Source organism: Kaistia sp. SLG-1 (assembly GCF_059699055.1).
In genome coordinates this window covers 1,288,325-1,305,863 of sequence record NZ_AP048544.1, presented here as the reverse complement: position 1 = coordinate 1,305,863, position 17,539 = coordinate 1,288,325, and the positions used below count along the sequence as shown (strand labels likewise).

Genomic DNA, 17,539 nt, shown 5'->3' with positions numbered 1-17,539 from the left:
CGCTGCGCGGACGGTTCCTTCTCCTTGCTGATGGTCCCGGAGTGGCGATGAACGAAGCCGGTGTGCTCCTGAAACTGCGGTCGGTTTCGAAATCCTATGGCGCGACCGCGATCCTGCACGACGTCGATCTCGACGTCCGCGATGGCGAGTTCATCACCATTCTCGGGCCCTCCGGCTCGGGCAAGACCACCATCCTGCGCCTGATCGGCGGCTTCACCAAGCCGTCCGGCGGCGAGATCCTGCTCGATGGCCGCGATATCGCGGCGATGCCGATCAACCAGCGCCCGTTCAACACGGTGTTTCAGGACTACGCGCTGTTTCCGCATCTGACCGTCGAGGGCAATGTCGGCTACGGCCTGGCCGTGCGCGGCACGCCGCGCGCCGAGATCGCCAAGCGCGTCGCCGATGCGCTCGAACTGGTCCAGCTCGGTCCGCTCGGCAAGCGCTATCCGGCCCAGCTTTCCGGCGGCCAGCGCCAGCGCGTGGCGCTCGCCCGCGCCATCATCTGCCGGCCGCGCCTGATCCTGCTCGACGAGCCGCTCGCCGCCCTCGACGTCGAGCTGCGCCGCCACATGCAGACCTTCCTGAAGTCGATCCAGACCGAGATCCGCACCACCTTCCTGTTCGTAACCCACGACCAGGAAGAGGCGATCGCCATGGCCGACCGGATCTGCGTCATGAATGGCGGCCGCATCCAGCAGATCGGCTCGCCGCACGAGGTCTATTACCGGCCGAGCTGCGAGTTCGTCGCCAAGTTCTTCGGCGAGAACAACCTTATTCCGGGCACGCTCGGGCCGCTGAACGGCCAGACGCGGGCGCTCGAGACCCGCGCCGGACGGGTGATCTGCTCCGTCGACGGCCAGCCCGCAATGGCGGCAGCGCCGGTGGGCAGCCCGGCCTTCGCGGTCTGCCGCCCCGAGGCGGTGGCGATCGGCGACGACTTCGCCGGCGAGAACCGCTTCCTCGTTTCGATCGGCCAGGTCGCCTTCGCCGGCGCCTCGACGGTTGCGACCGCCACCGCGCTCGACGACCCCGCTCTGTCGCTCAAGGCGCGCATGCCGAGCCGTCCGGGCGGCTCACCGCTCACGCCCGGCGACGCCGTCACCTTCGTCGTGCCCGCGAGCGCCTGCCGCCTGGTGCCGGCATGAGCGGGCAGACCCTCGACGCCGGCGCCGAACCGGCCGCCCATGCCGGGCCGAGCCGGCTGACGCCCTGGCTCGCCGCACTCGCCGCCTATGCGGTGCCGTTCTGGTTCGTGCTGGCGCCGATGGCGCTCTTCCTCGGTTATTCGTTCTTCAGCGTCGACAAGGGCAACATCGTCTTCACGCCGACGGTCGCCAATTATGTCCGCTTCTTCACCGATCCGATCTTCCTGCCGATCTTCTGGCGCACCTGCCTGCTGTGCCTGGCCGTTGCCGTGCTCTGCGTGCTGTTCGCCTTTCCGGTCGCCTATTTCCTGACGACGCTGCGCGGCCGCCGCCGCTACATGCTGCTGGTACTGCTGCTGGTGCCGCTCCTGATGAGCTATGTCATCAAGATCTACGCCGTGCGCAGCATCCTCGGCGGCAACGGCATGCTCAACAAGGCGCTGCTGGCGACCGGCCTGATCGACAAGCCGTCCATGCTGTTCGTCTTCAATCTGAACGCGGTGCTGCTGACGCTCACCGTGCTTTTGATCCCGTTCGCCGTGCTGCCGATCTTCCTGTCGCTCGAGCGCATCCCGAAGGCGCTCCGCCATGCCTCGGCCGATCTCGGCGCCAGCAACGCGCAGACCTTCTGGCGCGTGACCGTGCCGCTCAGCATGCCCGGCACGCTGTCGGCGATGAGCTTCGTCTTTGTGCTGGCGATCGGCGACTTCCTGACGCCGCAGATGGTCGGCGGCCAGTCGGGCTTCACCTTCGGGCGCATCATCTACAGCCAGTTCGGAACCGCCTTCAACTGGCCGTTCGGCGCCGCTCTTTCCGTCATCCTCGCTGCCGTGGTGATCGTCGCGATCCGGCTCGGCGGCAGCGTCGAGCGCCAGCAGGGAGGCCCGCGATGACCCGCCTCGCCGACAGGCTTGCCCCCGCTCTGCTGATCCTGATGACGCTCGTCGTCTTCGTGCTGCTCTACGGCCCGCTGATGGTGCCGATCGTCTCGTCCTTCTTCACGATCCACCAGGGCGCCGTCGACTGGTCGCAGCCGACGACCTCGGCCTATGTCGCGCTCGCCGCCAATGAGAGCGTGCTCAACGCGCTCTGGACCACGCTCGTCGTCGGCATCGGCGCGGTCGTCTGCTCGGTCGCGCTGGGAACCGGCATCGCGCTCTACTACACCTCGCCCACCGCCAAGGGACGCGCCTTCCTGCAGTTCATCATCTTCCTGCCCTTCCTGATGCCGCCGATCATCACCGGCCTGGCGCTCTTGATCTTCTTTCGGCAGGTCGATTTCGAGCGCTCTCTGGTCACCATCATCATCGGCCACACCGTCTTCGTGCTGGCGCTGGTCTACCGCACCATCCTGACGCGGCTGCAATCGCTGAGCAGCAGCCTGGTCGAGGCTTCCTACGATCTCGGCGCCAGCCGCTGGCAGACCTTCCGCCTGGTCCTGCTGCCCAACCTCTCCAGCGCGATGGTCGGCGCGGCGGTGCTCGCCTTCGCGCTCTCCTTCGACGAGACGATGATCACGCTCCTCGTCACCGGCACGCAGAGCACGCTTCCGATCCGGCTCTGGGCGATGATGCGGCTCGGCTTCACGCCTGACATCAACGCGCTGGTGGCGCTGGTGCTCTTGTTCACCACCCTGCTCTGCCTCGTCGCCGTCCGCTTCCTGATGCCGAAATCGGCCGTCGCCGGCTCCGACGAGGACTAGGCCGCCCCTTCCCGTCTCGTCGCGACAAGCGACGGGACGGGCTCTCCCGCTCCGCTCGCGCCCCTATTGCCGCGAGCGTGGAGGCCGGGGCCGCCGCCTCGCCATCGAAGGCGGCTAAGAATCCCCAACCTTTCCAGATTCGAACTCCGCCCGGATGCCCGGCCGGCGATCGCCGTTCCGTGCGCGCGCCTGCCAGGCAAGGCCGCCCCGCGCTCCGGCTCGGGCAAGCGGGAAGGCCTGCATTCCATCCGGTAGAACGCAGGCGACGTAAATCCGTGGCACAGCATTCTTCAGCAACGGCATTTTTGGGATGCGACTTGCATTCCTGCCGCATCCTATACAAACTGCGGCGGTATATAAGAAATTCTTGTTCCATATCATGGAACGACATTGGGAGGGTGTTGCGGCGCGGCCGTCTCCGGCGCGCAACCACACGGGATGCAAGACCAAGACGCGTCGCAGCACGCGACAGCCCGGACACCGTTGGGAACGTGACCGCCTAGATCACGCATGAAGAGACGCCGCAGCGTCCGCCACTTCCAGAAGGGAAACTGAAAGATGCAGGGAACTCGGAATTCGATCACCAAGCGCCTCGGCCTGCTGACGGCCGCAGCGACGCTCTTCGCCGGCGCCCTCGGCGGCCTGGCCACGACGGCGGAGGCCGCCTCGCCTCGCGCCGCCGAGAACAAGATGATCCTCGTCGCCCGGCAGGACCCCGGCACGCTCGACTTCGTCAAGAGCAACCTGACGGCGATGCGGCTGTGGATCCCGGCCAACATCGTCGAGCCGCTCGTCTATTTCAACAAGGACGGCAGCGTCGAGCCCGGCGTCGCCGAGAGCTGGACGATCAGCGACGACAAGCTGACCTATACCTTCAAGATCCGCGACACGACGTTTTCGAACGGCGCGCCGGTGACGGCCGAGGACGTCATCTATTCGCTGAACACCATGAAGGCGAGCCCGGTCGTCGACTACGCCGCCGCCTATGAGGCGGTGACGGCGATCGAGAAGGTCGACGACCACACGGTCAAGGTGACGCTCTCCCGCCCGAGCCAGAACTTCTGGCGCGGCATGGGTGCGATTTCCGGCCTGATCCAGCCCGAGGCGAACGCCGCCAACATCGCCACCAACCCGATCGGCACCGGCCCCTACAAGCTCGCCAACTACACCACCAACAGCGCCTTCGAGTTCACCGCCAACCCGACCTACTGGGGCAAGAAGCCGGCGGTCGAGAACGTCACCGTCCGCATCGTCACCGACGGCACGGCCGGCCTCAACGCACTCGAAGCCGGCGAAGTGGATTCGCTTCCCGTCATCACCATCGATCTCTGGGAACAGCTCTCGAAGCGCGGGCTCGACAAGAAGTACACGCTGGTCACCTATCCGCAGGTGGGCGAGCCGACCTACGCGGTGCTGAACCAGAAGCTCGACAAGGAACTGCGCGAGACCATCGCCCGGACGCTCGACCGCCAGTCCTACAACGACGCCTTCGGCGCGGCCTGGGGCGCGGAGAACACCTGCACCTTCGCGCTGCCGAACCAGGTCTGGTACTCGCCGGAAAACGCCGAGACCTGCCCGTTCCCGTATGACATGGAAGGCGCGATGGCGACGATCGCCGAGAAGGGCTATGCGAGCACGCCGCTCGAATACGCCTCGCTCAGCGACGTGCCGGACCTGTCGCTGCCGGCCGACATCATGGTTCCGGCCATGCAGGGCGCCGGCTTCAACGTCAACCGCAACGCCATCGACCTCGCGCGCTATTCGCAGCTGATCTTCCAGGGCCGGCCTCCGCAGTTCGACGTGACGATCATGTCGGGCGACGCCAACCCGGTGCAGTGGGCCTGCCCGGATCCGACCAAGGCCGGCTGGAGCACCTATTGCTCGGCCGACTACACCAAGGCGCTCGCCGACGCCGACGTGGCGCTGACCGACGAGGCCTATACGGCCGAGATGAAGAAGGCCGCCGACATCCTGCGCAAGGACGCGGTCATCATCCCGCTGATCGCCAAGAAGGGCGTCGGCCTCTTCAATCCCGACCTGAAGGGTTTTGAGGAGCCGCGCGTCAACGTCGCGATCGAGCTCAACAAGCTGCACTGGTAAGCCGCACAGGCCCAAGACACGGCCGCCGCCCGCCTCCGGGCCGGCGGCGGCCGCATCCCCTGCATCTCTCCGGGAAAGCTTGATGGCGATCTACGTCCTGCGCAAACTGGTGTTCTTCCTGGGCGCCATCTTCATCGCCTCGGTGGCGATCTTCCTGCTGATCCGGGGCGCCGGCGGCAATGTCGCCGCGGTCGTGCTCGGCAAGGGCGCGACGCCCGAGGCGATCGACGCGCTCGCGCACAGCTACGGCCTCGACCGGCCGCTCTTCGTCCAGTATTTCGACTGGATCGGCAACATGCTCTCCGGCGATCTCGGCCGCTCGTTCCGGACCAATGAGAGCGTCGCCGACCTCGTCACCGCGCGGCTTTCCGTCTCGATCCCGCTCGCGCTTTCCGGGCTGATCCTCGGCCTGATCATCGCCATTCCCGTCGGCACCTATGCCGCGCGCAATGTCGGCACGCCGTCCGGCGCCATCCTCGCCCTCGTCAGCCAGGTCGGCGTCGCCGTGCCGGTGTTCTGGGCCGGCATTCTTCTGTCGCTGCTCTTCGGCGTCCGCCTCGGCTGGCTGCCGACCGGCGGCTGGACCGACTGGTCGGTGAGCCCCTGGGGCGCGATCCGCTCGCTGGTGCTGCCGGTGCTGTCGCTCGGCCTGATCATGGCCGCCGTCTTGATCCGCTATGTCCGCTCCGCCGTGCTCGACGTCATGAACCAGGATTATCTGCGCACCGCGCGCGCCGTCGGCATGACGCGCACCGAGGCGCTGCTGAAGGTCGGCCTGCGCAACGCCTCGTTGCCGCTCGTCACCATCGTCGGCCTGCAGATCGCCGAGCTGATCGGCGGCACCGTCATCATCGAGACGGTGTTCTCGCTGCCGGGCCTGAGCCGGATGATGCTCGCCAACGTCGCCGCCCGCGAGGTGATCGTCGTGCAGTCGACCGTGATGCTGATCATCATCTTCGTCATCGGCGTGAACCTCCTCGTCGACCTCCTCTACGGCATCCTCGATCCGCGCGTCCGGTCGAGCCGGTGAGCGGGAGAACCAACATGATGACCCTGAGCAAATCCCACCAGACTCCCGCGCCCGCCGGCATGCCGGGCTCCGGCGTGCCGATCTCGCCGCCGCAGCGCAAGCCGCGCCGCAGGCTGCCGCGCAACGCCTCGCTCATCCTCGGCCTGATCCTGACCGCGATCTTCCTGACGGTCGCGCTGGTCTCGTTCTTCTACCTGCCGTCGAACCCCAACATCCCGGTGATCCGCAACCGCCTGCTGCCGGCCGGCACGCCCGGCCACTGGCTCGGCACCGACGTGCTCGGCCGCGACATCATCGCTCAGCTGATGGTTGGCGCGCGCACCTCGATCCTGGTCGGCGCCGGCGGCGCGACGCTGAGCCTGCTGCTTGGCACCATCGCCGGCCTCGCCGCCGCCGCCTCCGGCAAGATCGCCGATGAGGCGATCTCGCGCGGCGCCGACATCCTGCTGTCGATCCCCGGCATGGTGACGGCGCTTGTGCTGGCCGCCACCATGGGCTCCGGCGCGCTCACCACCATCCTGGCGCTGACCGCCTTCTTCACGCCCTCCTTCACCCGCGTCATCCGCTCCGCCGCGATGGGCGTCTTGAACGAGGACTTCATCACCGCTGCTAAGCTCTATGGCCGCGGCAAGATCTTCGTGCTGGCCCGCCATGTGCTGCCCAACATCGCCGGCGTGATGATCGTCCAGTTCACGCTCTATTTCGCCGCCGGCATCCTGACCGAGGCCGGCCTCTCCTATCTCGGCGTCGGCGTGCACCGCCCATCGATCTCCTGGGGGCTGATGCTGAACGAAGCGCAGCAGCAGGTCGGCGTGTCGTCGCCGCTCGCGATCTGGCCCGGCCTCGCCATCGTGCTGATGGTGCTCGGTTTGAACCTGCTCGGCGACGGCCTGCGCGACGTGCTCGACCCCAAGCTCGCCCGGAGGGCCTCATGACGAAGCCCCAGCAAAGCCGGCCCAACGCGCTCGAGGTCAAAAACCTCGTCGTGCACAACACCGCGCTGACCGCCGTGCGCGGCATCGACTTCACGCTGCCAGCCGGCGGCCGAATGGGCCTCGTCGGCGAATCCGGCTCCGGCAAGACGCTGACCGCGCTGTCGCTGATGGGCCTGCTGCCGATGGGCTGGCAGGCGGACGGCAGCGTCCGTCACGACGGCGTCGACTTGATCACCCAGTCCGACAAGGCGCTCTCCAGCCGGCGCGGCCGCACCCTCTCGATGGTGTTCCAGGACCCGCTCTCCTCGCTCGATCCGGTGCGCCGCATCGGCTTCCAGGTCTCGTCGGTCATCCGCCGCCACACGCGGGCAAGCAAGCAGGAGGCCGAGGCGCAGACGCTGGAGCTCTTCCGCCAGATGTCGCTGCCGCGCCCCGAGCAGCTGATGCGCGCCTATCCGCACGAGATCTCCGGCGGCCAGCGCCAGCGCGTCATGATCGCCATGGCGCTCGCCTGCTATCCGCAATTGATCATCGCCGACGAGCCGACGACGGCGCTTGACGTCACCGTGCAGAAGCAGGTGCTGCGCCTCCTCAACAGCGCCGTCCAGGAGCGCGGCTGCGCGCTGATGATGATCACGCACGACCTGCCGATCATCGCGGCGATGTGCGACACGGTCGCCGTCATGTATGCCGGCCGCATCGTCGAGATGGGCCCCGTCTCGGAAGTGTTCCGCGCGCCCCGGCACCACTACACCAAGGGTCTGCTCGACTCGCAGCCGACCATGGACAACATCGCCCTCGACGGCAGCTCGCGCCTCGCCTCGATCCCCGGCATGGTGCCGCCGCTGCACAGCCTGCCGAAGGGCTGCGCCTTCCATCCGCGCTGCGCCGCCGCCAGCGAACGCTGCCGGACCGAAGTGCCGCAACTCGACCAGGGCAGCCGCCGCGCCGCCTGCTGGCATCCGATCGGAGCCGGAGCGGAGCTTGCCGCCCAAGCCGGATTGACCGCGTCATGACCCGACAGCTGAACCAAACGCCCCTGACGCCGCCATTGCTCGAAATGCGGCAGGTGACGCAGACCTACCTGCTGAACCGCAAGTCGCTGCTCGGCGCGCGGCCGTCGCTGACGGTGCTCGACAATGTCAGCTTCGACGTCCGCCCCGGCGAGGCAGTCGGCCTTGTCGGCGAATCCGGCTCCGGCAAGACGACGCTGACGCGCATCCTGACCGGCATGGAGACGCCTAAGCAGGGCCACGTCTTCTACAACGGCGCCGATGTCTGGGCCGGCGACGGCGAACGCTGGCGGAATTTCCGCCGTTCGGTGCAGGTGGTGATGCAGAGCCCGCGCTCGTCGCTCGACCCCCGGATGCGCATCGGCCTGTCGCTGCTGGAGCCGCTGCGGGCGCTCAAGATCGAGGGCGACCATGCCGCCCGCGTGCACGAGGTGCTCGACCAAGTCGGCATGAGCCGGCAGGCGCTGGAGCGCTATCCGCACGAGTTCTCCGGCGGCCAGCTGCAGCGCATCGCCATCGCCCGCGCGCTGATGCCGGCGCCGAAGGTGCTGATCGCCGACGAACCGGTCTCGGCGCTCGACGTCTCGATCCAGGCGCAGGTGCTGAACCTGCTCAAGGACCTCGTCCGCGAGCTCGGCCTCAGCCTCGTCTTCATCGCACACGACCTCTCCGTCGTCGCCTACACGACGAGCCGCGTCTCGGTAATGTCGGCGGGAAAGATCGTCGAAGTCGGCAAGCCGCTCGACCTCTTCACGAAGCCGCAGGCGGAAGCGACGCGCAATCTCGTCGGCGCGATTCTGACCGTCGAGGCGGGGCTGGCGGGCAACGCGCTGGCGTAGGTGACGCTCTCCAGTGTCGAAGGTTGCCTTTCACCTCTCCCATAGGGAGAGGTCGGCTCGAAGAGCCGGGTGAGGGGTTGCGGCCTCTCCGGATGGGTCTGAACCCCTCACCCGCCGGCCTACGGCCGCCGACCTCTCCCTCTGGGAGAGGTGAAGAAAGTCGCCCGCCCTCTCCCCAACCTCCGCCGTCATCCCTGCGAAAGCAGGGATCCATGCAGCCGAGGCCTCGGGCGTTTCGCGCGCAAATCCCGGCAGCGAGGCGCAGATGGATGGATCCCGGGTCAAGCCCGGGATGACGGCGAGCGTGGGGCGGGCGTCGGGCTTCAACGTCGAAGGCTGCCTTTCACCTCTCCCATAGGGAGAGGTCCGGTCGCGAGCCGCCTGAAGATCGACCGCCTCACCGAGGCGGCGCGACGCGGCGCCATCCTCACCGTCGTCGTCGACCGCCCCGGCCTGGTCGCCGACTATGCGGAATCGGCGCGCGAGGCGGGCGTCCGCCTCGACGTGCTGGTCGAATGCGATGTCGGCCAGCGTCGCACCGGCGTCGCGACGCCCGAGCGCGCCGTCGCCCTCGCCCAGCAGATCGCCGACGAGGAGGCGCTCCGCTTCGTCGGCGTGCAGGGCTATGCCGGCTTCGTCCAGCACATCTTCGACCACGAAGCGCGGCGGACCGAGAACCGGATCGCCATGGGCCGGCTGCTGGCGATCATCAACGCGCTCGACGAAGCCGGCCTGCCGCCCGCCATCGTCACCGGCGGCGGCACGGGCAGCCACCTGCTCGATCTCGAGGACAAGGTCCTGACCGAGGTGCAGGCCGGCTCCTACGTGTTCATGGACGAGGACTATCGCCGGGTCGACCTGCACGGATCGGGAGCGGACGTCTTCGGCACCGCCCTCTTCGTCGTCGTCACGGTGATCGCGCATAATCTGCATGGCGACGCCATCGTCGACGCCGGCAGCAAGAGCTTCGCCGTCGACGGCCCGCCGCCCCGCGCCTATCTCGACGGCCGAGAAATCGGCACGATCGCCTTCGTCGGCGACGAGTTCGGCCGGCTGGATTCCCTGCCCGGCAGGCCGGTGCCGCCGATCGGCACCCGCCTCGAATGCAGCGTCCCGCATTGCGACCCGACGGCCAATTTGCATGACTTCCTGCACGTCGTGCGCGCTGACAAGCTGGAAGACATCTGGCCGATCGAGGCCCGCGGCCTGTCGGATTGAGTTCTTCTTCGAACCGCGGCCGGCTCTCGGTTTTCACCTCTCCCATGGGGAGAGGTCGACGGCCGAAGGCCGGCGGGTGAGGGGTTCAGACCCATCCGGAGAAGCCGCATCCCCTCACCCGGCTCTTCGAGCCGACCTCTCCCTCTGGGAGAGGTGAAGGAAGGGCCTCACCGTCCCACCGCGATTGTCCGTTCAACCCTGGCCGTCATCCCCGCGAAGGCGGGGATCCATGCAGCCGCGATCCAGGGAATCTCGCACGTCGGCCAACCCGGCTGGATGGATCCCGGGTCAAGCCCGGGATGACGGCGAGCGTGGGGCGGCAGCGGAGCGAGCGGTCGGCAACAGACCTCACCGATAGTCAATCCGCGGGTCGATGTAGGCGTAGAGGACGTCGACGGCCAGGTTGATGGCGATGTAGAGCATCAGGATGACGACGATGCAGCCCTGGATCAGCGGGTAGTCGCGCGTCGAGATCGCCTGGATCAGCAGGCGACCGATGCCCGGATAGGTGAACACCGCCTCCGTCACGACCGCGCCGCCGATGAAGTTCGCCATCATCAGGCCGACGATGGTGATGAAGGGCAGCAGCGCGTTGCGCAGGACGTGGACGCCGACGATCTGCCGCTCCGGCAGGCCCTTCGAGCGCGCCGTGCGCACATAATCGGCGCGGAGTTCGCTGACCAGCGAGGCGCGCAGGAAGCGGGCCAGGATGCCGGACACGTAGATGCCGAGCGTCAGCGCCGGCAGCGCCACGTTGCGCAGCGCGCCGATCGGGTTTTCCCAGAACGGCACATAGGTCGAGGCCGAAGGCAGCCAGCGCAGCTCCACCGCGAAGACGAGGATCAGCAGGATGCCGAGCCAGAAGGTCGGCACGCCGAGCGCCATGGCGCTCCAGCCGGAGAGCACGCGGTCGAGCCAGGAGCCGGGGCGCAGCGCGCTGGCGATCGCCACCGGAATGCCGATGACGAGCGAGACGATCGTCGCGGCGACGGCAAGCTGCAGCGTCGCCGGCAGACGCTGGCCGATCAGTTCCAGCACCGGCGCGCGGCCCCGGATCGAGATGCCGAAATCGCCGCGAAGCGCGTTCCAGAGCCATTCCGCATATTGCACCAGCACCGGCCGGTCGAGACCGAACTGCGCGGTCGCGGCGGCAATCTGCTCGGGGCTGGCATTCTCGCCGGCGAGCGCGCCGATCGGCCCGCCCGGCACCGCGTAGATCATCGCCCAGATGCCCATCGAGGCAAGCAGCAGCACGGGCACCAGTTGCAAGAGACGGCGGAGCACGAAGCCGATCATGACGTCACCTCTTCGGCCTTCGGGGCGATGACGACATCGCGGCGGCCTTCGAGCAGGCCGGAAAGCGCGCGGCCGAGCACGTCGAAGGAGAGGATGGTGAGCGTCAGCACGATACCGGGCAGCACGGCGTAATAGGGCGCCTCATGCAGGTAGGATTTTCCTGTCCGCAGCATCTCGCCCCAGCTTGGGGTCGGCGGCGGTACGCCGACGCCGAGGAAGGAAAGCGCCGCTTCCAGCAGGATCGCGACCGAGCAGAGCACGACAACCTGCACGAAGATCGGGCTCCACGAGTTCGGCAGGATGGTGCGGAACATGTTGTAGGTCGCGGTGCCGCCAAACGCCTCGACGGCGGTGACGAAATCGCGCTTCCTGAGCGTCAGCACCTGCGCCCGCGTGATGCGGGCGAAGCTCGGGATGCCGGTCAGGCCGACCGCGATCAGCGCTGCCGCCTGGCTGCGGCCGAGCACGGCGATCATCGCCATGGCGAACAGGATCGCCGGCAGCGCCAGCAGCACGTCGACGAGCCGCATCAGCGCGGCGTCGCGCCAGCCGCCGAAGAAGCCGGCGACGAGGCCGATCGGCACGCCGGCCAGCGCCGCGATCGCGACGGCGCCGCCGGCCGTCATGAGCGAGGTGCGCGCGCCGAAGACGACGCGGGCGAGGATGTCACGGCCGAGCTCGTCGGTGCCGAACCAGTTGGTGGCGGACGGCCCCTTCAGCGCGTTGGCGAGCTTCTGCGCCACCGGGTTCAACGGCAGGAAGTCGGCGAAAACAGCCAGGAGCGTGACCACGACCAGGAAGATCAGCGCCAGCGCCGAACCCTTGCTCGCCATCAGCCGGCCGAGGATCGAGAGCGTCTTGCGAAGGAAACGGCTCACGACGCGGCCTCCAGGGCGACCGGGGCGAAGACGTTGCGATGGCCCGCGGCGAGCGGCCCCGCGTGATGGCAGGCCGTCCGCGTCGCGAAGCCCGGATGGCGCCCGAATATCGGCGCCTCGGCCGAACAGAGCGGGGTGGCGCGGAAGCAGCGCGGATGGAAGGTGCAGCCGGAGGGCGGCGAGGCCGGATTGGGGATCTCGCCTTCGAGCACGATCCGCCGCCGCGTATCGCGGACGGCCGGGTCCGGCACAGGCGCCGCCGACAGCAGGCTCTGCGTGTAGGGGTGGACGGGAAGATCATAGAGCCCGTCGCGCGTCCCCTCCTCGACGATACGGCCGAGATACATGACGGCGACGCGGTCGGAGACGTGGCGGACGACCGAGAGGTTGTGCGCGATGAAGAGATAGGCGAGGCCGAGCTCGCGCTGCAGATCCTGCAGCAGGTTGATCACCTGCGCCTGGATCGAGACGTCGAGCGCTGCCACCGGCTCGTCGAGGATCAGGAGCTTCGGCTGCAACGCCAGCGCGCGGGCGATGCCGATCCGCTGCTTCTGGCCGCCGGAGAATTCGCTCGGGAGTCGGCCGAGCATGGTGCGCGACAGGCCGACCATGTCGAACAGCTCAGCGATGCGGCGCGCGCCGCCCATCTCGTCATAGATGCCATGGATCTTCAGAGGCTCGGCGACGATGTCCTCGACCGACTTAACCGGGTTCAGCGAGGCATAGGGATCCTGGAAGACATATTGCATCTCGCGCCGCGCCTTGCGCATGGCGCCGCCGTCGAGATCGCGGATCGAGCGGCCGGCGAAGCGGATGCTGCCGCCGGTGGCCTTGATCAGGCCCATGATGGCGCGGCCGGTCGTCGTCTTGCCGCAGCCGGATTCGCCGACGAGGCTCACCGTTTCGCCCGGATTGACGGAGAGGCTGACGCCGTCGACCGCCTTGACCCAGCCGGTGGTGCGGCGGAGCACGCCGGTCCGAATAGGAAAATGCACCTTCAGCCCCTCGACGGCGAGGAGCGGTTCGGGCTTGGACATCGGCGCTTCGGCGTGGACGCGCGGTTCGGCCGCCACCGTCTCGGCCGGAAGCCTCTCGGCGAAATGGCAGGCCGACTGCCTGAAGTCGCCGACGGCGCTGAGCGACGGCTCCTCGGCAATGCAGAGCGGCTGATCGCGGCCGACGGCGCAGCGCGGCTGGAACGAGCAGCCTTTCGGCAGAGCGCCGGGAATGGGCGGCTGGCCCGGGATCGGATCGAGCCGCGAGTCCGACGTGTCGATGCGCGGAACGCTGCGCAGCAGAGCGCGCGTATAGGGATGGCGCGGGTTCTCGAAGATTTCGGCGACCGGCGCGGTTTCGACGATGCGGCCGCCATACATGACGGCGACGCGGTCGGCCACTTCGGCGACGACGCCGAGATCATGCGTGATCAGGATGACGGCCGAGCCCAACTCGGCCTGGCGACGCGCCAGCACGGCGAGCACCTGCGCCTGCACGGTGACGTCGAGCGCTGTGGTCGGCTCGTCGGCGATGATCAGCTTCGGCTGGCCGGCCATCGCCATGGCGATGACGGCGCGCTGGCGCATGCCGCCGGAGAACTGGTGCGGATATTGGCCCGCCCGCCCTTGCGGATCGGCGATATCGACCTCGCGCAGCAGCTCTGCCGCACGACCATGGGCTTCGGACTTCTTCAGGCGGCCATGCGCGACCTCGCCCTCGGTGATCTGGCGGCCGACGGTGAGCACCGGATTGAGCGTCGTCGTCGGGTCCTGGAAGATGAAGCCGACATCGCGGCCGCGCATCTGGCGCAGCGTTTCCGGCGCGGCGGTCGTGACATCGATGCCGCAGAGCCGGATCGATCCATTGACCCGCGCGGTCTCCGACAGAAGGCCGGTGACCGCGAGGGAGGTGACGCTCTTGCCCGAGCCGGACTCACCGACGATGCAGAGCACTTCATTCGGGAAGACGTCGAAATCGACGCCCCGGACGACGGGCACCGAACGCGCCTCGCCGCCGAAATCCACCTTCAGTCCCCGGACGGAGAGCACCGGGTCGATCGCGCGTGGATTTGCCGGCGGGGCGTCGGTGCCTGCCTGCATCACTGGAAGCCCACCGTGCGCGCGACGAACAGGTTGTCGATGTCGAGCGCCAGACCGCCGAGGTTCGGCGCGGCGACGACGAGGCCGGTGTCGTAGGAATTGATCGGCACGGCGAAGGCATCGGTCACGAGGACGCGGTTCAGATGGTCGTAGGCCGCCTTCACATCGGCTTCCGGACCCGAGGTCGTGTTCACGCGGTTGATGGCGTCGACATAGTCGGGATGGGGATGCGGATCCTTCAGCACCGGGTTCTTGACGACGCGGTAGATGCTGTTGGTGGCGACGCGGGACGGGAACTTCTGCACGTTGCCGACGGCGCCGAAGGTGGTGTCGTAATCGCCGGCAAGCTGCGCCTCGGTATATTCGGCGCCTTGGCGCACATCGAGCTCGATGTTGATGCCGACCTCGGCCAGCGCGCTCTGCGCGATCTGGCTCAGGACGACGCTCGGCTCGTCGCTGCCCCAGACCAGCATCTTCCAGTTGCTCATCTCGGCCGGGGTGAGGCCGGAAGCCGCGAGCAGTTCCTTGGCCTTGTCGAGGTCATAGGCGAATTCGGCCGTGTAGGCCGCGTCATAGGCCGGGCTTGCCCGCGCCCATGGCAGGGCGACGACCTCGCCGAGGCCGGCATAGCCGACCCGCAGCATGCCTTCTCGGTCCATCAGATGGTTGAAGGCCTGGCGGAACTTGGCGTTCTGGAACGGACCGCGGGTCGAATTGATGCGGAACACCTGCACGAGCGGGCCCGGTCCGCGCAGGACCTGGTAGCCGGCGTCCTTGAGGCGCACGGCGCTGCGCGAGGAACCGCCATAGATCAGGTCGATCGCGCCGGATTCGAGTGCGGCGCTGGCGGAGGAGTCCTCGCTGAAGATCGTGAAATCGACTTTCTCGGCGACCGGCTGGCCCTTGCGCCAGTAGTTCGGATTGGCCTTCAGCGACAGGCCCTGGCCGACAGTGCGGCTGTCCAGCATGTAGGCGCCGGTTCCGGCCGGAACGGTCTCGACGGTGTCGATGCCCTTTGCCTCGATCGGGATCGTGAACTGCAGGAGGTCGGTGATCTGGCGCTCGGGCACCGGCGCCTTGAAGTTGATGGTGATGGTGTTGTCGTCCGGCGTCGCCCAGTCCTTGACGATCGACATGGTGGCGTAGACGTTCTTGCCGCGCTCGGGATCGGCCGCCTTGGCGAGCGTCGCCGCGACATCGGCCGAGGTCAGCTTGGCGCCGCTGTGGAACGTGACGTCGTCGCGCAGCGTCACCGTCACCGACTGGTTGTCGGGGGCGATGGTCCAGGCGGTCGCCAGGCTCGGCACCGCCTCGCCTTCGGCGGTGTATTCGATCAGGCTGTCATAGAGGTTCTTGATCAGGTGGAAGTTCACCGTCGAGAACTGCTGCGGATCGAAATTGGTCAGGTCCGCGAGCACCGCGACGCGGAGCGTGCCGCCCTTCAGCGCCGCCTCCTCGGCCTGCGCCGGAGCGATCCAGCCGGCGCCACCGACGGCGACGGGCGCGGTCGCGGCGAGAAACAGGAACCCCAGCCGCCGGAGTGTTCGAAATAGGGTCGTCTTCATGCTGGTGTTCCCCCCTTGGTGTATGTCTGGGTTAACGAAGCGCTAACGGGATGCTGCCGCTCAGGCGCCGCCCCGCCCGCCCGGCTGCGACGAGTGTTCGCGCCAGTCTTCGAACGTCTCGATCGGGTAGATCGGGCGTGGAATCCGCTTCCACGGCAGCGTGAAGACGTCGGACTGGCCGGGGCCGCGCGTATCGGCGCGGACCACCTTGGGCGCGATCGGCGCGAAATACTGGAAGTTGGACGCCGTCTTCAGCACCACGATGCCGTAATCCTTCGGCTCGATCCCCATGGCGCGATAGACGCCGGGCACATTGCCGGCGACGCCGCGCAAGGTGGTGATCATCAGCGTGACGTTGCCGACGTCGAAGATCACGGACGGGCCGAGATCGACGTCGCCCTGCTGGTTGTAATCGTCGAGCACGACGACACCGCCGCCAACCTTGCGGACCGTGCCGGTCACCTCGAGCGGGGTGAAGAACTCGGTCGCCGCGTCGCCGCCGAGCGGCAGCGTCACCGTGGCGCCCTCGCCCGCCGCCACCAGCTTTGCTGCCGCCTGCGGCGAGATCAGCGGCACCAGCGCGCGCTTGCTGATTTTGAGACGGAGCATGGCTTCGAGCAGCAGATTGCTGTCGCCGGCGGCGCCGCCGAACACCGTGTCGCCGGTATCGCTCAGGACGACGAGCCCCGGCGCCGCGTCGGCGAGCCGGACGGCCTCGTCGACGGGAACCGCCTCGCGGATCTGGAAATCATCGCGCAGCGACCAGCAGAGATCGGCGAGGTCGTCGGCCAGCTTTTCCGCCAGTTCGGGGTCGTTGTCGGTGACGACGATGACCGACCAGCCGCCCTCGGCGACGTCGAGCCAGGGCTGCATCGGATAGTTCGACGCCTGCAGCACGCGCGGATCGGCCTCGACCGCGCGCGCCGCGTCGAACCAGACCTTCATCGGCCCCTGCGAGGTCAGGAACTGCTCCTGGTGCGACACCAGCGGGATCTTGCGCCAGGCCGTCGCGGGCTTGAGGCCCTCGGTCAGGATGCGCAGCAGCAGCTTGGTGCCGATCAGGCCGGTGTCATAGGGATCATGCGGCTGGGTGCGGTGGCCGACGATGGCGGTCGCGTTGTCGATGATCTTCTGCGTGACGTTGGCGTGATGATCGAGGCCGAGCACGATCGGCACGTCGGGACCGAGGATCTCGCGGCAGAGCGCGATCTGCGCGCCCTCGACATCGTCGACGCCCTCGGCCGAACAGGCGCCGTGCAGTTGCAGCGCCAGGCCGTCGATCTGGCCCGCCGCGAGCAGGCCGGCGCGGATCCTGTCCTGGAAGAACTGGAACGCCTCGGCCGAAATGCGGCCGCCCGCCACGGCCCAGGCACGGAGGATCGGGATCGACTCGACCTCGAGCCCGCTCTCCTCGATCGCCTGGATGTGGCCGCCGATCTGGCCGAAGCCCCGCAGCTTCTCGAAGATCTCCGCCCCTTCGAAAATGCCGAAGGATTGATAGTCAGCCAGCGTGGTCAGCACCGGATTGAAATCGTTGGTTTCCTGCGCGACGTGAATGACTGCGATCCGCAACGTCAATCTCCATGAGAATTATTTTCCGGCCCGGACGAATAGATTCACTGATGCGTTCAATCGGCAGCCAAGAAGACCGCAACACGCCCAGTATAAGACCCGGTCCGATCCGGGCCGAGGTGCGAATTGTAAGGCAACCTGTTGATC

Annotated in this window: 14 protein-coding genes; 9 read left to right on the top strand and 5 right to left on the bottom strand. The window is 67.8% G+C overall.

Annotated features, from left to right (window positions below; translation table 11 throughout):
• The first annotated feature begins 47 nt into the window (after positions 1–47).
• From AC6HZP_RS05780 to AC6HZP_RS05740, 9 genes are all read left to right on the top strand, one after another.
• On the top strand, positions 48–1,148 hold the full coding sequence (locus AC6HZP_RS05780) for an ABC transporter ATP-binding protein (protein ID WP_497525767.1): 1,101 nt from the start codon (positions 48–50) through the stop codon (positions 1,146–1,148).
• On the top strand, positions 1,145–2,041 hold the full coding sequence (locus AC6HZP_RS05775) for an ABC transporter permease (RefSeq protein ID WP_497525766.1): 897 nt from the start codon (positions 1,145–1,147) through the stop codon (positions 2,039–2,041). The genes AC6HZP_RS05780 and AC6HZP_RS05775 overlap by 4 nt, the downstream gene beginning before the upstream one ends.
• Positions 2,038–2,850: an ABC transporter permease gene (locus AC6HZP_RS05770; RefSeq protein ID WP_497525765.1), complete on the top strand. Its 813-nt coding sequence runs from the start codon at positions 2,038–2,040 to the stop codon at positions 2,848–2,850. The genes AC6HZP_RS05775 and AC6HZP_RS05770 overlap by 4 nt, the downstream gene beginning before the upstream one ends.
• A gap of 558 nt (positions 2,851–3,408) precedes the next feature.
• Positions 3,409–4,950, top strand: a complete 1,542-nt coding sequence (locus AC6HZP_RS05765) for an ABC transporter substrate-binding protein (protein WP_497525764.1) — start codon at positions 3,409–3,411, stop codon at positions 4,948–4,950.
• 82 nt (positions 4,951–5,032) lie between these two features.
• On the top strand, positions 5,033–5,980 hold the full coding sequence (locus AC6HZP_RS05760; RefSeq protein WP_497525763.1) for an ABC transporter permease: 948 nt from the start codon (positions 5,033–5,035) through the stop codon (positions 5,978–5,980).
• Between the two features lie 14 nt (positions 5,981–5,994).
• A complete protein-coding gene (locus AC6HZP_RS05755) occupies positions 5,995–6,915 on the top strand; it encodes an ABC transporter permease (protein ID WP_497525762.1) in 921 nt (306 codons plus the stop codon).
• Entirely contained in the window at positions 6,912–7,931 is a 1,020-nt protein-coding gene (locus tag AC6HZP_RS05750) for an ABC transporter ATP-binding protein (RefSeq protein ID WP_497525761.1), read from the top strand. Before AC6HZP_RS05755 ends, AC6HZP_RS05750 begins: the two co-directional genes overlap by 4 nt.
• The gene (locus AC6HZP_RS05745) at positions 7,928–8,767 is read left to right on the top strand and encodes an ABC transporter ATP-binding protein (RefSeq protein ID WP_497525760.1); all 840 of its coding nucleotides are present in this window, start codon (positions 7,928–7,930) and stop codon (positions 8,765–8,767) included. The genes AC6HZP_RS05750 and AC6HZP_RS05745 overlap by 4 nt, the downstream gene beginning before the upstream one ends.
• A 150-nt stretch (positions 8,768–8,917) precedes the next feature.
• A complete protein-coding gene (locus AC6HZP_RS05740) occupies positions 8,918–9,985 on the top strand; it encodes an alanine racemase (protein WP_497525759.1) in 1,068 nt (355 codons plus the stop codon).
• A gap of 348 nt (positions 9,986–10,333) precedes the next feature.
• Here the strand turns inward: AC6HZP_RS05740 and AC6HZP_RS05735 are convergent, their stop codons facing one another.
• From AC6HZP_RS05735 to AC6HZP_RS05715, 5 genes are read right to left on the bottom strand one after another with little or no spacing between them, the layout of a single operon-like run.
• Positions 10,334–11,281: an ABC transporter permease gene (locus AC6HZP_RS05735; protein ID WP_201402673.1), complete on the bottom strand. Its 948-nt coding sequence runs from the start codon at positions 11,279–11,281 to the stop codon at positions 10,334–10,336.
• Positions 11,278–12,159 (bottom strand): ABC transporter permease, encoded by an 882-nt coding sequence (locus AC6HZP_RS05730; protein WP_497525758.1) that lies wholly within the window; start codon positions 12,157–12,159, stop codon positions 11,278–11,280. The genes AC6HZP_RS05735 and AC6HZP_RS05730 overlap by 4 nt, the downstream gene beginning before the upstream one ends.
• Positions 12,156–14,255: an ABC transporter ATP-binding protein gene (locus AC6HZP_RS05725; protein WP_497525757.1), complete on the bottom strand. Its 2,100-nt coding sequence runs from the start codon at positions 14,253–14,255 to the stop codon at positions 12,156–12,158. Before AC6HZP_RS05725 ends, AC6HZP_RS05730 begins: the two co-directional genes overlap by 4 nt.
• Positions 14,255–15,820, bottom strand: a complete 1,566-nt coding sequence (locus AC6HZP_RS05720) for an ABC transporter substrate-binding protein (protein WP_497525756.1) — start codon at positions 15,818–15,820, stop codon at positions 14,255–14,257. The genes AC6HZP_RS05725 and AC6HZP_RS05720 overlap by 1 nt, the downstream gene beginning before the upstream one ends.
• A gap of 60 nt (positions 15,821–15,880) precedes the next feature.
• Positions 15,881–17,392, bottom strand: a complete 1,512-nt coding sequence (locus AC6HZP_RS05715; protein ID WP_497525755.1) for a M81 family metallopeptidase — start codon at positions 17,390–17,392, stop codon at positions 15,881–15,883.
• Between the last annotated feature and the right edge of the window lie 147 nt (positions 17,393–17,539).

Excerpts from the sequence above, each read along its gene's own strand:
- AC6HZP_RS05780 (WP_497525767.1), top strand. The coding sequence starts at position 48 with ATGAACGAAGCCGGTGTGCTCCTGAAACTGCGGTCGGTTTCGAAATCC.
- AC6HZP_RS05775 (WP_497525766.1), top strand. The coding sequence starts at position 1,145 with ATGAGCGGGCAGACCCTCGACGCCGGCGCCGAACCGGCCGCCCATGCC.
- AC6HZP_RS05770 (WP_497525765.1), top strand. The coding sequence starts at position 2,038 with ATGACCCGCCTCGCCGACAGGCTTGCCCCCGCTCTGCTGATCCTGATG.
- AC6HZP_RS05765 (WP_497525764.1), top strand. The coding sequence starts at position 3,409 with ATGCAGGGAACTCGGAATTCGATCACCAAGCGCCTCGGCCTGCTGACG.
- AC6HZP_RS05760 (WP_497525763.1), top strand. The coding sequence starts at position 5,033 with ATGGCGATCTACGTCCTGCGCAAACTGGTGTTCTTCCTGGGCGCCATC.
- AC6HZP_RS05755 (WP_497525762.1), top strand. The coding sequence starts at position 5,995 with ATGATGACCCTGAGCAAATCCCACCAGACTCCCGCGCCCGCCGGCATG.
- AC6HZP_RS05750 (WP_497525761.1), top strand. The coding sequence starts at position 6,912 with ATGACGAAGCCCCAGCAAAGCCGGCCCAACGCGCTCGAGGTCAAAAAC.
- AC6HZP_RS05745 (WP_497525760.1), top strand. The coding sequence starts at position 7,928 with ATGACCCGACAGCTGAACCAAACGCCCCTGACGCCGCCATTGCTCGAA.
- AC6HZP_RS05735 (WP_201402673.1), bottom strand. The coding sequence starts at position 11,281 with ATGATCGGCTTCGTGCTCCGCCGTCTCTTGCAACTGGTGCCCGTGCTG.
- AC6HZP_RS05725 (WP_497525757.1), bottom strand. The coding sequence starts at position 14,255 with ATGCAGGCAGGCACCGACGCCCCGCCGGCAAATCCACGCGCGATCGAC.
- AC6HZP_RS05720 (WP_497525756.1), bottom strand. The coding sequence starts at position 15,820 with ATGAAGACGACCCTATTTCGAACACTCCGGCGGCTGGGGTTCCTGTTT.